Raw genomic sequence first — 14415 nt, 5'->3', positions numbered from 1 at the left:
ATTTCCTTGTGTTATTAACATGGGTCAGGCTCCCTCGCCGCGTGTCGCCGCAGCGATATAGACGGTAGCGAGGATACTGAAAATATAGGCTTGCACCATCCCGGTCAGCAGGTGCAATACATTCATCACCACCGGGAAAAATAGCGGGGTAATGGTCAACAAAATGGCGATAATCATCCCGCCGCTCATGACATTACCGAATAAACGGATCGCCAGCGCCAAGGTGCGGGAAATTTCGCTGATGATATTGAACGGCAACATCACAGGTGTCGGGTGCAAATAAGATTTGAGGTAGCCAAGCACCCCCAGTTCGCGTATCCCGAATAGCGGCACGGCAACAAACACACAGATTGCTAGCGCGGTACTGGTAGACAGCGAGCCAGTCGGCGGCTCGTAGCCGGGAATGACCGCTGCCAGATTCGACACCACAATGAACAGGAACAGCGTGCCAATGAAACTGATGTATTTGCGTGACTGGGACAAACCAACTTCCTCAATCTGCGCCTTTACTCCTAGCACAATCACTTCCAACACATGCTGCCAGCGCGAAATGAATATATCGTCGCTTAGCTTGCGGGTAATCAGCCATGCGCCAAACGTCAGCGCCAGCATCAGCCCCCATGTTGTGACGATGGTCAGGTTGAGTTTTGCAAAACCGTATTGCCAGAAAATCAGCTCGTCGGAACTAAGGTGCATGGCGATGCTCCTGTGGTGAAGGGCTGAAACGGGTCAGCACCATGCGTGCCAAGGCAAAGCCCAGTAGCGCTGCTAACAGGCGTTGCCAATCCCCTGCCCCAACCGCATAAAACCCACCCAGTGTCAGCCCGGTGCGTAGCAAAAAGCTGCCCATGAACCACACAGCAGGGTTGTTAGCGGTGGCTCCTTTACGCACTGTCCACCACAACCCGCCGAAGAAAAACACACCAAGTGCCGCGCCTGCCAGCAGCGGCGGTGCCAAACTTTCAATCATGTTTTTGCTCCTTATCGTCGCGCATCGCCCGGTACTCCTTTCTGAGCCAGTGGCAAACATTCACGCACCCCAGAAACAGCCCCACCATCAGCAAGTTCAGTGACCAGATGTACTTGCCGGGGCAACATTGATCCAACCACCAGCCACCAACCAGACCAATCAGCACGGGTATAACCACTGACCAGCCGACGATGCCCAACATCCCCAAGTTCATCCAAACACGGGGTTTCCCCTCCCGTTGCGCTTTCAGCTTACGAGTGGCTTTCGCACTGACTTTGCGCAAGAAATCGGTATCGTCATCGGCGGGCTTCATGGTGGTTTCCTCATGTCTGGCGGACTCCAGTTAAACGGCGGATGAAACCACTTTCCAGCTTTGCCAAGGCTGCCCGCAGTTCACGTTCGCGTTCATCCAGATTCAGGTATTCTTCTTTTACGGCGGCGGATAATTTCCCCAGATCCGCGCCGCCTTGGGCATTGCGTACCGAAACCCGCACTTCGTTTCCGGCTTTGACCAAAATGCCTTCGTCCACCGCAATGTAAACTTCGCCCTCTGCTTCGGTGGTATAGCTGAGGATGCCGGGTTCCAATGCTGCCACGCAATCTAGCCGCTGGGGCAACAGGCCGAAAGAACCTTCCGGCGTATCCACGACCATACTTTGCACCCCAGCCTTCTCGGCAAATACTGCGAAAGGCAGCAGGATTTGCAGGTGCATCAGCTCAGGCATGGCTGACCTCCGGCACTATCACTTCCTCAATGGAACCAATCATGTACAGCGCACTTTCCGGGAAATCCTTGAATTCGTCATTGAGGATGCGTTCGCAGCCATCCAGCGCGTCTTCCAAACTGACGGTTTTGCCCGCCATGCCGCTGAATTGCCCAGTGGTGTAAAACGGTTGGGTGAGGAAACGCTCCAAACGCCGCGCCCGGAATACCACCTTGCGGTCTTCCTGCGACAGTTGTTCCAGCCCCAGCATGGCGATGATGTCCTTGAGGTCTTCGTATTGCGCGAGGGTGCGGCGCACCGCCTGTGCCAGATGGTAATGGCGTTCGCCGACAATGCCGGGGGTGAGCATTTTGGACGACGATTGCAGTGGGTCGACTGCCGGGAACAAGCCTTCACTCGCCCGCTTGCGCGATAGCACGATGGAGGCGGACAGATGCGAAAAAGTATGCACTGCCGCCGGGTCAGTGAAATCATCCGCAGGCACATACACCGCCTGTATCGACGTAATCGCCCCCGCATCGGTATTGGCAATGCGTTCTTCCAGTTGCGCCAGTTCCGTCCCCATTGTTGGCTGGTAGCCGAGGCGCGAAGGCATTTGCCCCATCAGCCCGGAAATTTCCGACCCGGCCTGAATGAAGCGGAAAATATTGTCGATCAGCAGCAGCACGTCACGCTTTTCATCGTCACGGAAATATTCCGCCATTGTCAGCGCGGCATGACCGACGCGGGCGCGGCTACCGGGCAGTTCATTCATTTGCCCGAACAGCATCACCATGCCGGGTAATACGCCAGCGTCCTGCATCTCACGGTAGAGTTCCTCACCTTCGCGGCAACGTTCACCAATACCGCAGAACAGGCTGACGCCATTGTGATGCCCAACCATGTTGTGAATCATTTCGGTCAGCAATACGGTTTTGCCCACGCCTGCGCCGCCGAACAACCCAGCTTTGCCACCGCGTTCCAGTGGAACCAGTACGTCAATGACTTTGATACCAGTAATAAAGACTTCAGAATGGGTGGAACGGCAGGAAAGCGACGGTGGGACGTGATGTACGGAGCGCCACTCGACGTTTTCTGGGGGTGGCTGCAAGTCGATGGGCTTACCGAATACGTCAAACATGCGTGACAGGATGCTGTGACCAACAGGCGTTTGCAAGGGCGCGGCGGTATCTTCTACTGGCATCCCCCGCGCCAGCCCTGCGGTTGGGGTAAGGGCGATGGCGCGTGCCCGTTGGCTGTCAAGCTGGGTGAGGACTTCAAGGACGATCTGCTGGTTTTCCCCCGTGCGCAACAACGTGCGGATGTGGGGCAGGCGTTGCGGAAAACGCACATCAATGACGCTACCCCGCACTGCTACAACGCTACCGATATTGGCAGGAGGCGGGACAGATAGATTGGTTTCTCGCAGACCCATATAAGCATCCCTGTATTCCTTGATGCCTATGACGGTACTCCATGCCGGATGCCTTGTCTTTGATGAAAGTGGATAAAAGCGCTGAACACCACCAACTTAATGCGCTTCGTTCAAATCCCCCGGTACGAATGACTTGACGATGCGACTGACGCTGGCGTCGTAGTTGGTTTTTAAGGCTTTCGGGTATTGCAGGTACAAGGTATTGATTGCGGATTGCCCAACGTAGCTTTTCACGTACAGGATGTCCCTGCCCTTGTAGCCAGAAAGCGCATACCAGTTACTGCCTTTCTTGCGGTAAGTAACGGTATCAAAATCCCCTACCGTGCTTTTCATCTCGCTGGCAACCGTAGCATCCAGCACGTTGTTGATGCCGCTGGCAGTCATCTGGAAACCGTGGCGGTCGTGGAATCTACGCCCGTCATCATTTTCTGGGGGCGGTTCCATGCTGAAACTGCTGGGGTAATCGACACAGAAGCCGAAGCGGTCGTTGCAGTAGTTGGTGTAGTCGGTGGCGAAAGCGGGCAGCGACAACCAAAGCAGCAGGAAAAGTGCTTTGAATGGGGTAGTGAATAGGGGTTTCATTGTTCAATCTCCTTCTTGTAAAGCGGGGTCATCGAAACGCGCAAGATCGACTTCCAGTAGCTCAATCGGTTTACTGCGACGGATGCCAACACTGTTTTCAATCAGCAGTTCCAATAACTTATCGCCGTCGATCAAGGTAATGGGCGCAGCACCGGGAAAAAGTGCCGCTTCTGGGCAAGTGCTGGCAAACTTTCCAATAGTGATCAGCGTACCCCGAATTGCCTTATGGTAAGGCAGAGCACCACGCAACTGGTCAATTACGGGGCGCCTTGTACGCGCTTCACCTGCACGACTTCGGTAATCGTGGTAATGCCGACTTGCACCCTGCCAACGACATCAACACCTTTGTCACCGGATTGTTTGGTGACTTCCACATCTTCGTAACCCATTGCTTCAAGCAGATCAGCAATCATGCGCTCAAAGCGGTAGGGGTTCATCGCAGTCAACTGTTCGCGCAGCAACTGCTTTTGCTGGTCGTTGTAACGTTTGGCGGCATCTAGTAAATCACGGCGTGGGTCGTGTGTTTTTTCTGGCAGCGCTTCGCCCAGCCAATTGCGCCCTGAGTCGGTGATTTGGTAGCGGTTGCCTTCACGGTTGATCAATCCGCGTTCGACCAAGTTAGTTAGCCGTTGGTGCAAGGTACTTTGGCAGGAAGACTCCGAGGCGAATTTGGAAACCTGATGCAAATAGGCTGTCCAGTCCGGCATTAAATCGCCGCGTTTGGCTTGCTCGCGCCCTGCCAGCAGTTCCAGCAAAGCTATTTGCCCTTCCTGATCATCCAACTCATGCAACGTGGCGCTGTCTTTTTCCAGAAACGCTTTGCCTTTGGCGGACGGCATCCAGCGTCCTGAATTATCCGTTTCCATCAATTCAAAGTTGTTGATGAACATGTATGATCCATAGCTGTGGCGCGGGTTCAACACACCGTTATCTTGCTGCCAAATCGCCAACGCAAGTTTGGCATCATCACCTTGTAAACGGGCAGGAATCCACGTATCCGGGTCTGACCAATCGACAGGTTTTTGGGGAGTACCCGTCTGTTCATGGATGGCGGTGATCATGCCCCTCAGCGCCGTAACCGTCGAACCTGCCGCAGCACCCATGAGGGCAGCAGCTTGTGCATAGGTAGGAAATAAGGGAGTGCGGACTTTATGCATGGGGTATTGATCAAGTTTCAGGAGGATATGTGCAGTTTACCCCTCCAGCACTGACGAATGCTATAATGCAGCAAGACCAACACAATGGTTATCAGGAACGCTGCATGACTCTCGACGAACTCAAGACCCAGATTACCCTCGGCGAAGACAGCCGCCGCCAGTTCAAGCAGGACATCACCAATGCTGACGCACTGGCTGCGGAGATGGCGGCATTTTCCAACTCCGATGGTGGCGTTATCCTGTTGGGTGTCGCGGATGATGGTTCATTGCCCGGTCTGACGCTTGCAGATGTTTCCCGCCTCAACCAAATGATCAGCAATGCAGCTTCCCAACACATCCGTAGCCCGATTACTGTGCAAACGGAAAATATTTCATTAGGCGACGGACGGCTGCTTATCGTGCTGACCGTTCCCAAAGGCTTGGATAAACCTTACTTTGACCGTAACGGAGTTATCTGGCTGAAAAGCGGTGCGGACAAGCGCCGGGTCAATTCCAAAGAAGAACTGCGCCGTTTGTTCCAGAGCGTAGATTTGCTGCACGCCGATGAAGTGCCTAGCAAAGTCGGCATAGAGGCCATTGACCACCGCAGTTTAGGCAGCTTCCTGCACGACACCTACAGTCTGGAACTCCCTGAAAAAGATGCTGATTTATTGCGCCTATTGCAGAACATGAACCTTGCAACAGCGGATGGCTTGCTGAATCTGGCTGGCGTCTTACTGTTTGCCAAACACCCTGAATGGATAAAACCTGCCTTTATTATCAAGGCAGTAACATTTCCCGGCAATGCCATTGAAGCAAGCACTTACGTGGACAGCGAAGACATTGGCGGTAGGCTTCGCGACGTATTCGATGACACACTGCGATTCATCATGCGCAACCTGCATAAGCGCCAAGGCAACCAAAGCGTGAATTCGGTTGGGGAGCCAGAAGTGCCGCGCCTCGTATTTGAGGAATTGCTCGTCAATGCCCTGATCCACCGTGATTATTTCATCAGCGCTCCGGTCCGGGTACTGATTTTTACCGATAGGATTGAAATCATCAGCCCCGGACATTTGCCCAATAACCTTACGGTGGAAAAAGTAAAAGCGGGCAATTCCAACTTACGCAACCCGATTCTGGCATCATTCATTGCCAAAAAATTGCTGCCCTATCGCGGTTTGGGGTCAGGTATTTTACGGGCGTTGGAGGCATGGCCGCAGATTGATTTCAAAGATGACCGTGATGCGTGCCTGTTCACTGCCACTATCTGGCGTCCTGCGGTTTAAGCAGCCGTCATTTTCAAGAACACCGATTCACTGACAATACTGCTCTCATTCTCCACCCTTTCCACAAACAGCACGCCATCCAGATGATCACATTCGTGCTGGATGATACGTGCAACAAAACCTTCATAATTCGCCTCTACCGTTTCACCGTAGCGGGTCAGGTAACGAACCCGCAATTCGGCGGCTCGCGGCACGGGCGAACGTGCATCTGGCACGCTTAAACAGCCCTCCCAATCCGTGACCATATCGGCGGACTGCCAAAGGATTTCAGGGTTAAGCATGGCAACCGGCTCCATCAACGGCGCATCCGGGTAACGCGGATTTGGGCGTGATGCCACGATAATGATACGAATCGAAACAAATACTTGCGGGGCTGCAATGCCGATACCATTGGCAGCAAGCATGGTTGCCAACATCGCGTCGATCAGCGTTTGGATGTCAGGGTCGTGTGGGTCAGCCACTTCCTGCGCACGTTGTTGCAGGATGGGTTCGCCCCGACTGGCAATGGGCAATAAAAGTTGGGAAGGGTCAGCCATCGGCAAGCCTCGCAGATTTTCAGTGTGACCCGATTATAATGCTATACTGCCGCTAGCAAACCCAAGGAACCACACAACTCATGCAGCCTAGCGAAGAACAAAACGTTGCGGGACTCCTACCCCACCCTGCCGACGGGCAAACGCCGACGCCGCGCTGGGAGTATTGGTTGCCTCTGCTGACCCGCCTGTTTGTGTGGGGAATCATTTTCGGGGTACTGACCCTGCTCAGTTCCTTTTTTACCCTGATTTTCCTGACCTTTGTTTTTGCCTACCTGCAATCCAGCGCGGTGGACATGCTGTCGCTGCGGGTGCGTTGGTTGCGTACCGGGCTGGTATTCCTCACCGGAGGCTTGTCGCTGAGTGTCATTATCGCTGTTAGTATTTTACTCGCACCAAAAGTGTATGGGCAGGCAACCGGATTCGTGCAGGGCTTTTTCGTCTACATGGATCGGGTGGACACGGAATTGCTGGATTTGGCGGAACGTTACCCCAAGTTACAGGAAGCCATCCCTGAATTGCGCCGCCCTGTTGCCCCCGCCCAACCCGCACCAGCAATACCTGTCTGGGCGAATGGCATCGTCCCTGCTGTCCCCACGCCACCTACGGAAACAACGCCGCCACCGCAACGGGCTTTCCGCGATTCACCCAGCAGTTGGTTACTGGGAATGTTGGCAGGAACAGGAAAATCGCTGGATGCCAATGAATCCGTGCGGGTTGTGCTGGATCAGTTGGCTGACATCAGCCGCCAAGCCGTGGGGCTGTTTTCCACCTTTATGCTAGCACTGCTGTTTTCTTTCCTGATTGTGTTGGACTTGCCGCGACTGGCAGCCAGCGTGCGGGAGTTAGAGAATACCCGGCTGCGCTTCATTTATGTGGAGGCGGCGGACAATATTTACGAATTCGGCAAAGTGCTCGGCAACGCCATGCAGGCGCAATTTTACATCGCGGGCGTGAATACCCTGCTAACGGTCATTGGCCTGTACTTGCTGGGAATGGGGCAACACGTTGCTTTCCTCTCCGTGATCGTGTTCCTGTGCAGCTTTATTCCCGTCGCGGGGGTATTCATCAGTTCAGTACCCATCTGCCTGATTGCACTGAACATGGGCGGTGTCCACATGATGCTGCTGGGCATCGGCATGATCACCGTCATCCACATGATGGAAGGCTATATACTTAACCCATTGATTTACGGGGCAAGACTACGTATCAACCCGGTCATTGTGCTAATCATCCTGACGCTGGGGGGCAAACTGTTCCATATCTGGGGGCTGGTGCTGGGCGTGCCAGTTTGTACCTATATTTTTGGCCATGCCATCCGCTATGAAAAACCCTTACGGTCACGGATTTTCCAACGCTCTAACTGATCATCAACACTCCAGCGCGGACGGTTCAACGTGTAGGACACCCGGAATACTGACCAAGCGTTCCCCCACGTAAATCAGTGGCAGACGGCTGCGTTCCCACGACGGCACACCCCGTTCCTGAAAAATGTGCTTGAGTGAATGATGCCCTCCGCGATAGGGGATGTACATGCTTTCCCCGCCCTGCCGAAAACGCACCGTGACGGGCACATGCTGTGCCTGCACATAAGCTAGCCACGCCCCCAGTTGCGCTGGCTGTAAGATGCAGTGCAAGATGGGAATCGCCAGTTCCTGACTCACATCCCATGCCAACACCTGAGCCGGATCATGATGCTGCAACGGCAGCATGGTATACACATCATCACGGAAACGCCGGATTTCGCAACCTGCCCACGCAACACACGGCTCTGCATCCGGTTTGGCATGCAACACATCATGCAGCACATGCAATAGCTTCTTCTCTTCCGGCATCGGAAAATGTTGTTGTGCCAACCATTCGCGCAACAGGGCTTTTTGCAAGGGAATATCCAGTGTTTTTAACTGGCGGACGGATAATGTACCGCTACGGCTACCCGCCACTTGCGCGAGCTTTTCCGGCAGAAAACTTGCCAACAAAGCACGGCTTTCACCCTGCAAACGCGCGGCACGCGCCAAAGTCTTGCCAACCACAGGCCAACGCTGTTGCAACAATGGGATCACTTGCTGGCGCAGAAAATTACGGTCGAAACGGGTATCGACATTGCTGGGGTCTTGCAGGCAATCCAGCGCATGGTTCCGAGCATATTCCACCAATTCTTCGCGGCTGAATGACAACAGCGGGCGTCCCAACCAACCTTGCGCAAACGGGCGGATTTCTGGCATCGCCGCCAACCCATCAACCCCACTGCCACGCAACAAATGCAGCAACAAGGTTTCGGCCTGATCATCCTGATGGTGTGCGGTAAGCAATATTTCCCCAGCTTGCAAATGCTGGCTGAAAGCGGCGTAACGGGCATGACGGGCAACAGCTTCCAAACTTTCCCCCGCTGGGATTTGAAGGTGCAGGCATTCGCAAGCAAACGGCATGTTCAGGGCAACGCAAACTGCACGGCAATGTTCCGCCCATTCCGCAGACATCGACTGTAAACCGTGGTCAATATGCAAGGCGCGAAAAGGCAGGCGCGGGAAAGCTACCTGCAACGTCGCGCAGGCATGGAGCAATACGTGAGAATCCAACCCGCCACTGAAAGCTATTAAATAGCCCGTGGCAGGATGCTTATTGAGAAATGCTGACAGGGCATCGGTGGGGGCGCGTAACATACGCCCTCCTTACTCCTCGAACTGCCCGAAGCCCATGATGCGTTGGTAACGCTTATCCAGCAGGTTGTCGATTTTCAGCGCATTCAAGGCACGCAGGTTGGTATCCAACGCCTCACCGACCGCACGGGCAGCGGCTTCCATATCGCGGTGTGCTCCACCCAAGGGTTCGGGGATAATCTGGTCAATCAAACCAAGGGATTTCAAACGGTCGGCAGTAATACCCATCGCATCAGCAGCATCGGCCGCTTTGTCGGCGCTTTTCCACAAGATCGAGGCACAACCTTCCGGGGAAATGACCGAGTAGGTAGCGTATTGCAGCATCATTACGCAGTCGCCCACACCGATAGCCAGCGCACCACCAGAACCGCCCTCGCCAACTACCGTACAAATAATGGGGGTACGCAGTTTCGCCATTTCGTACAGGTTACGGGCAATCGCTTCACTTTGACCGCGTTCTTCCGCACCGATGCCGGGATATGCACCCGGTGTGTCGATGAAGGTAATGATCGGCAGGTGAAATTTTTCCGCCAAGCGCATCAGGCGCAAGGCTTTGCGGTAGCCTTCTGGGCGCGGCATCCCGAAGTTACGCAGGATATTTTCCTTGGTGTCGCGGCCTTTTTGATGTCCGATGACCATCACCGATTGCCCACGGAAACGCGCCATGCCACCGATGATAGCCTTATCATCAGCAAATGCGCGGTCGCCGTGCAGCTCCTTGAAATCAGTGAACAAATACCTGATCAAGTCCAGTGTGTACGGGCGCTTGGGATGGCGGGCAAGCTGTGAAATCTGGCGCGGTGTCAACTTGGCGAAAATGGAACGGGTCAGCGAGTTGGCTTTTTCCTCCAGCTTACTGACTTCTTCACTTAAGTTAATTTCCGCATCACCAACGTAACGCAGCTCTTCAATCTTCGCCTGTAGTTCGGCGATAGGTTGTTCAAAATCGAGAAAATCCGGGTTCATTGCCTGTCTTTTTTCCGTAACCCTAAGTCAAGCGGACAATTTTACATAGCTTGCCCCCGGATTACGACCTTAAAATACTTCCCCTTGGTGATATGCCCCGATCGGCGGGCTACCAATATAATTGCGCCTTCTTAGTGGAGGTCGTTATGCCCAAGTTTGTGTTTGATATTGATGGTTTTGCGGATTTTGAGGAGCGCGTGCTGAAAGCCTCAGCGGATCATCCGGTGTTGGTAGATTTCTGGGCAGACTGGTGCGGCCCTTGCCTGTTCCTCGACCCGGTGATGAAAGCAGTGGTTGCCGAATACCACGGCAAAGTTCTGCTGGCAAAAGTGGATACCGAAGAAGACGAAAACCTCAAGCTCGCAGGGCGTTACAAAGTGCGCGGTTTCCCCACCGTGGTGCTGATTGAAAAAGGCGAAGAAGTCGCCCGCTTCAGCAGTAGCAGAACCAAGCCGTTTGTACGTGAATTCATTGATAGCAATAGCACTTTTTTGGTGAAAACAAATTCCACTCATCTTTAAGCGCTAGCGTTACTAGGCAGATCGTGCCATCATCTGGGACAGGTTTCAAATAACAAAAAATCTCGATCTCCCGGAGTGGCACAACAATGAAAATTAGCACCCTGACGTATACTGTCGCGCATGGCTTTTCCTCTATATTGCCAAATATTTCATCACCACAACTCCTCATCCTGATCTTTGGTCACTCGGACTTTCTGGAACACACGCACCCCTTTGAGGTACTGACAGAAAAATATCCGCAAGCGACGTTCATGGGCTGTTCCAGTGCGGGTGAAATTCTCGGCAAACACATCCACGACAACAGTTTGGTTATTGCCTTAGCCCAATTTGAATCCAGCCGCCTGCACATGACCCACATTGCAATAGACGGGGCGCAAGACTCCCATCATGCAGGCCGGGTACTGGCTGACAGGCTGACTGGCGATGATTTAAAAGGCATTTTCGTACTTTCCGATGGCCTGAATGTCAACGGCAGTGAACTTGTCCAAGGTTTCAATGATGTCGTGGCAGGTGTCACCGTTACAGGTGGGCTAGCAGGCGATGGCGAGCACTTCAAAAAAACTTGGGTGCTGAAAGACGGCAAACCAACCAGCCATACCATCGCCGCGCTCGGCCTGTATGGTGATGTCAAAATTGGGCATGGTTCTAAAGGCGGCTGGAAACCGTTTGGTCCTGCGCGTGAAGTGACCCGTGCTGAACACAACGTATTGTATGAACTGGCTGGCAAACCAGCGCTATCCCTGTACAAGACTTACCTCGGTGAAATGGCTGAAGGCTTACCGGCTACAGGCTTGCGCTTCCCCTTAGCACTGAGCCAACCGGGCGAAACCAAAGAATTGGTGCGTACCATCCTTGCGGTGGATGAAGCTACCCAATCCCTCACCTTCGCAGGCGACATTCCAGTGGGGGCTTACGCGCAATTGATGCGGGCAAACCTTGAACAACTGGTGGAAGGTGCGGAAGATGCTGCATTGATGAGTGCCACCAAAACTGACGCAGAAGTGCTGTGCATTTCCATCAGTTGCGTCGGGCGGCGCATGGTTATGGGCACTGATGCGGAAGAAGAAGTCGAAGCGGTATTGGATATTTTGCCGGAATCAACCCAGCAAATCGGTTTCTATTCCTACGGGGAAATTTCACCTTACGCCAAAGGCAGTTGCGACCTGCACAACCAAACCATGACCCTGACTACCCTTCACGAATAATCAGGCTTAACCTTAACTGTTGCCATCATCTGATTGATAGAAAAAAAATCACATGATGGCGACAGGGTAAGAACCCAATACCCGCACGACTTCTGCTTCATTACGCAAAGCTTCCAGCGCTTGGCTGATACTCGGCTCTTGCACATGACCGCTCACATCAAGGAAAAACAGGTATTCCCAATTGGTGGTACGTGATGGGCGCGACTCAATACGGGTCATATCCACGCCGTTTTCAGCCAATGGTTTTAGCAGGTGATAAAGCGAACCGGGACGGTTGCGGGTAGATACCAACAGCGAAGTGCGGTCATTACCACTGGGGCTGACGGCTTGATCGCCGATGACAAGGAAACGGGTGGTGTTGTTGGGGTTGTCTTCAATACTGTCCTGCACAATTTGCAGACCATAAATGGGGGCAGCTTGGCGGCTACCGATGGCTGCTACGCCATCATCCAACGAAGCTAGCCTTGCGGCTTCGGCATTACTACTGACCGGAATGCGTTCTACATTCGGCAAGTTCTTATCCAGCCAATAACGGCATTGCGCCAACGATTGTGCATGGGAATAAACCTTTTTCACGCTTTGCCAATTGTCGTGACGGCACATCAGGTTCTGGTGGATACGCAAGGAAATTTCCCCGCAAATCCGCAAACTGGACTGCACGAACATATCCAAGGTATGCGTGATCACGCCTTCGGTGGAATTTTCAATCGGCACAACACCGTAACGCACCCTGCCCGCTTCGACTTCACGGAAGACTTGCGGGATGGAATCGACCGGCAGTGTGCCCACCGCCTGCCCGAAATGCTTAAACGTAGCTTCCTGCGTGAACGTACCTTCCGGCCCCAAATAGGCGATGCGCATGGATTCTTCCAGCGCAAGACAGGAAGCGATAATTTCACGGAACAGGTGCGTGATTTGTTCATCACGCAATGGCCCCTCATTCAGCGACTGCATCCGGGTGAGGATTTGCGCCTCACGTTCCGGGCGGTAAAATTTCGCATTCGGGTCTTCCGCCAACTTGGTGTGCGCGACTTCTTCGGCACAGCGGGCGCGTTCGTTCAACATTCCCAGAATCTGGGTGTCGATGGCGTCGATGCGTTCACGCAGGGCAGCAAGCCCTGCATTCACGGCGGAAGTCTTGGTCGAATCACTCAAAGCAGTCGTACCTTCAGGACGCCCGGAATAGCTGCCAGATCAGCCAGCGTAGCGTTAGTCACAGGAGAATCCACATCCATCAACGTATAGGCCATATTGCCTTTGGAATCGTTCATCATGTGGGCGATATTCACGCTAGCCTGCCCCAATACGTGTGAAATTTTGCCCAGCATATCTGGGTGGTTCTGGTTCACCAGCGCAATACGGGCAAGCCCGGTACGCCGCAATTTCACGTTCGGCAGGTTGACGGAATTGCAGATATTACCGTTTTCGAGGTAATCACGCACCTGATCCGCGACCATAATGGCACAGTTTTCCTCGGCTTCGCGGGTGGATGCCCCCAAATGCGGCAACGTAACTACCCGTGGGTTGGTACGCAGTTCATTGCTGGGGAAATCGCACACGTAGGCGTAAACCTTACCGCTTTCCAGCCCTGCCAATACTGCACTGTCGTCCAAGATGCCATTGCGGGCAAAGTTAAGCAGGACTACGCCGTCTTTGAGCTTTTGCAGGCTGTCAGCATTGATCAGGTTACGGGTGCTATCAATCAGCGGCACATGGAACGTGATGAAATCCGATTGTGCCAGCAAAGCGTCGATATTGGGCGCTGCTTCGACATCAGAATCCAGTTGCCAAGCGCGTTCGATGGTAATGGTTGGGTCATAACCGATAACATTCATCCCAAGACCACGGGCAGCATTGGCGATTTTGACACCGATAGCTCCCAAGCCAACGACGCCGAGGGTACGTCCCGGCAATTCAAAACCAGCGAACTTTTTCTTGCCTGATTCAACCGCGACCGCCATTTCTGCATCAGTGCCTTCAAGCCCGCGCACGAAATCTATTGCCGGGCCAATATTACGGCAACCTATCAGCATCCCGGCAAGCACCAACTCTTTTACTGCGTTGGAATTCGCACCCGGTGAATTGAAGACGACAATGCCACGGTCAGACAGGGCTTTTACGGGAACGTTGTTCGTGCCGGAACCCGCACGGGCTACTGCCAGCAAGTTGTCGGAAAACGGGTAGTCATGCAGTTTGAAAGAACGCACCAAGATGGCATCAGCATCGGCGGCATCGTTGGAAACGGCGTAACGGTCAGCCGGGAGACGGCTTAAGCCTTTTTGGGAAATGGCGTTTAGAGTTTGTATTTTATACATAATGATAACATCCTGTGGTAATCGTCAGACTAAAGCCCGACCTACAGGCATGTACTTGTAGGCCGGGCTTTATAGCCCGACATCCTAATTTCAAGAAATATT

15 protein-coding genes and 1 pseudogene are annotated in these 14415 nt (G+C 53.5%); 4 read left to right on the top strand and 12 right to left on the bottom strand.

What is annotated here, in order from left to right; all coding sequences use genetic code 11:
• Window positions 1-24 precede the first annotated feature (24 nt).
• The 7 genes and pseudogenes from PHE17_RS12765 to PHE17_RS12735 form a co-directional block, all read right to left on the bottom strand.
• Complete coding sequence (locus PHE17_RS12765; RefSeq protein ID WP_301016250.1) at window positions 25-696, bottom strand: F0F1 ATP synthase subunit A; 672 nt, start codon at window positions 694-696, stop codon at window positions 25-27.
• A complete protein-coding gene (locus tag PHE17_RS12760; protein WP_301016248.1) occupies window positions 686-970 on the bottom strand; it encodes an ATP synthase subunit I in 285 nt (94 codons plus the stop codon). The genes PHE17_RS12765 and PHE17_RS12760 overlap by 11 nt, the downstream gene beginning before the upstream one ends.
• Window positions 963-1283 (bottom strand): AtpZ/AtpI family protein, encoded by a 321-nt coding sequence (locus tag PHE17_RS12755; protein ID WP_301016247.1) that lies wholly within the window; start codon window positions 1281-1283, stop codon window positions 963-965. Before PHE17_RS12755 ends, PHE17_RS12760 begins: the two co-directional genes overlap by 8 nt.
• Before the next feature lie 10 nt (window positions 1284-1293).
• Window positions 1294-1695 carry a F0F1 ATP synthase subunit epsilon gene (locus PHE17_RS12750; protein ID WP_301016246.1) on the bottom strand — a complete coding sequence of 134 codons (402 nt, stop codon included), beginning with the start codon at window positions 1693-1695 and terminating at the stop codon, window positions 1294-1296.
• On the bottom strand, window positions 1688-3109 hold the full coding sequence (atpD, locus tag PHE17_RS12745) for a F0F1 ATP synthase subunit beta (protein ID WP_301016245.1): 1422 nt from the start codon (window positions 3107-3109) through the stop codon (window positions 1688-1690). The genes PHE17_RS12750 and atpD overlap by 8 nt, the downstream gene beginning before the upstream one ends.
• Before the next feature lie 96 nt (window positions 3110-3205).
• Entirely contained in the window at window positions 3206-3691 is a 486-nt protein-coding gene (locus tag PHE17_RS12740; protein WP_301016244.1) for a hypothetical protein, read from the bottom strand.
• 3 nt (window positions 3692-3694) lie between these two features.
• Window positions 3695-4080: pseudogene (locus tag PHE17_RS12735) on the bottom strand (restriction endonuclease).
• Window positions 4081-4913: 833 nt separating this feature from the next.
• On the opposite strand from PHE17_RS12735, the gene PHE17_RS12730 reads away from it, so the two are divergent.
• On the top strand, window positions 4914-6113 hold the full coding sequence (locus tag PHE17_RS12730; RefSeq protein WP_301016243.1) for an RNA-binding domain-containing protein: 1200 nt from the start codon (window positions 4914-4916) through the stop codon (window positions 6111-6113).
• On the opposite strand, the gene def is transcribed toward PHE17_RS12730, so the two are convergent.
• On the bottom strand, window positions 6110-6649 hold the full coding sequence (gene def / locus PHE17_RS12725; protein ID WP_301016242.1) for a peptide deformylase: 540 nt from the start codon (window positions 6647-6649) through the stop codon (window positions 6110-6112). The two genes, PHE17_RS12730 and def, sit on opposite strands and share 4 nt — an antisense overlap.
• Before the next feature lie 80 nt (window positions 6650-6729).
• Between def and PHE17_RS12720 the strand changes: the two genes are divergently transcribed.
• Complete coding sequence (locus PHE17_RS12720) at window positions 6730-8013, top strand: AI-2E family transporter (protein WP_301016241.1); 1284 nt, start codon at window positions 6730-6732, stop codon at window positions 8011-8013.
• Between the two features lie 3 nt (window positions 8014-8016).
• On the opposite strand, the gene tilS is transcribed toward PHE17_RS12720, so the two are convergent.
• On the bottom strand, window positions 8017-9309 hold the full coding sequence (gene tilS / locus PHE17_RS12715) for a tRNA lysidine(34) synthetase TilS (RefSeq protein WP_301016240.1): 1293 nt from the start codon (window positions 9307-9309) through the stop codon (window positions 8017-8019).
• A gap of 9 nt (window positions 9310-9318) precedes the next feature.
• Entirely contained in the window at window positions 9319-10272 is a 954-nt protein-coding gene (locus tag PHE17_RS12710) for an acetyl-CoA carboxylase carboxyltransferase subunit alpha (RefSeq protein ID WP_301016239.1), read from the bottom strand.
• A 146-nt stretch (window positions 10273-10418) separates the two neighbouring features.
• Between PHE17_RS12710 and PHE17_RS12705 the strand changes: the two genes are divergently transcribed.
• Both PHE17_RS12705 and PHE17_RS12700 read left to right on the top strand, forming a co-directional pair.
• Window positions 10419-10793 carry a thioredoxin domain-containing protein gene (locus PHE17_RS12705; RefSeq protein WP_301016238.1) on the top strand — a complete coding sequence of 125 codons (375 nt, stop codon included), beginning with the start codon at window positions 10419-10421 and terminating at the stop codon, window positions 10791-10793.
• An 86-nt stretch (window positions 10794-10879) separates the two neighbouring features.
• A complete protein-coding gene (locus PHE17_RS12700) occupies window positions 10880-11998 on the top strand; it encodes an FIST N-terminal domain-containing protein (RefSeq protein ID WP_301016237.1) in 1119 nt (372 codons plus the stop codon).
• Window positions 11999-12046: 48 nt separating this feature from the next.
• On the opposite strand, the gene pheA is transcribed toward PHE17_RS12700, so the two are convergent.
• Together pheA and PHE17_RS12690 are read right to left on the bottom strand one after the other, a co-directional pair.
• The gene (pheA, locus tag PHE17_RS12695) at window positions 12047-13153 is read right to left on the bottom strand and encodes a prephenate dehydratase (RefSeq protein ID WP_301016236.1); all 1107 of its coding nucleotides are present in this window, start codon (window positions 13151-13153) and stop codon (window positions 12047-12049) included.
• Window positions 13150-14313: a phosphoglycerate dehydrogenase gene (locus PHE17_RS12690; RefSeq protein WP_301016235.1), complete on the bottom strand. Its 1164-nt coding sequence runs from the start codon at window positions 14311-14313 to the stop codon at window positions 13150-13152. The genes pheA and PHE17_RS12690 overlap by 4 nt, the downstream gene beginning before the upstream one ends.
• Window positions 14314-14415: the final 102 nt, after the last annotated feature.

It is taken from the genome of Thiothrix sp., assembly GCF_028714775.1.
In the GTDB taxonomy this organism is placed as follows: domain Bacteria; phylum Pseudomonadota; class Gammaproteobacteria; order Thiotrichales; family Thiotrichaceae; genus Thiothrix.
The sequence above is the reverse complement of the archived record's forward strand: the minus strand, read 5'-3'. Positions and strand labels throughout refer to the sequence as shown.

Coding starts and splice junctions, on each gene's coding strand:
- PHE17_RS12765 (WP_301016250.1), bottom strand. CDS start 696: ATGCACCTTAGTTCCGACGAGCTGATTTTCTGGCAATACGGTTTTGCA.
- PHE17_RS12760 (WP_301016248.1), bottom strand. CDS start 970: ATGATTGAAAGTTTGGCACCGCCGCTGCTGGCAGGCGCGGCACTTGGT.
- PHE17_RS12755 (WP_301016247.1), bottom strand. CDS start 1,283: ATGAAGCCCGCCGATGACGATACCGATTTCTTGCGCAAAGTCAGTGCG.
- PHE17_RS12750 (WP_301016246.1), bottom strand. CDS start 1,695: ATGCCTGAGCTGATGCACCTGCAAATCCTGCTGCCTTTCGCAGTATTT.
- atpD (WP_301016245.1), bottom strand. CDS start 3,109: ATGGGTCTGCGAGAAACCAATCTATCTGTCCCGCCTCCTGCCAATATC.
- PHE17_RS12740 (WP_301016244.1), bottom strand. CDS start 3,691: ATGAAACCCCTATTCACTACCCCATTCAAAGCACTTTTCCTGCTGCTT.
- PHE17_RS12730 (WP_301016243.1), top strand. CDS start 4,914: ATGCAGCAAGACCAACACAATGGTTATCAGGAACGCTGCATGACTCTC.
- def (WP_301016242.1), bottom strand. CDS start 6,649: ATGGCTGACCCTTCCCAACTTTTATTGCCCATTGCCAGTCGGGGCGAA.
- PHE17_RS12720 (WP_301016241.1), top strand. CDS start 6,730: ATGCAGCCTAGCGAAGAACAAAACGTTGCGGGACTCCTACCCCACCCT.
- tilS (WP_301016240.1), bottom strand. CDS start 9,309: ATGTTACGCGCCCCCACCGATGCCCTGTCAGCATTTCTCAATAAGCAT.
- PHE17_RS12710 (WP_301016239.1), bottom strand. CDS start 10,272: ATGAACCCGGATTTTCTCGATTTTGAACAACCTATCGCCGAACTACAG.
- PHE17_RS12705 (WP_301016238.1), top strand. CDS start 10,419: ATGCCCAAGTTTGTGTTTGATATTGATGGTTTTGCGGATTTTGAGGAG.
- PHE17_RS12700 (WP_301016237.1), top strand. CDS start 10,880: ATGAAAATTAGCACCCTGACGTATACTGTCGCGCATGGCTTTTCCTCT.
- PHE17_RS12690 (WP_301016235.1), bottom strand. CDS start 14,313: ATGTATAAAATACAAACTCTAAACGCCATTTCCCAAAAAGGCTTAAGC.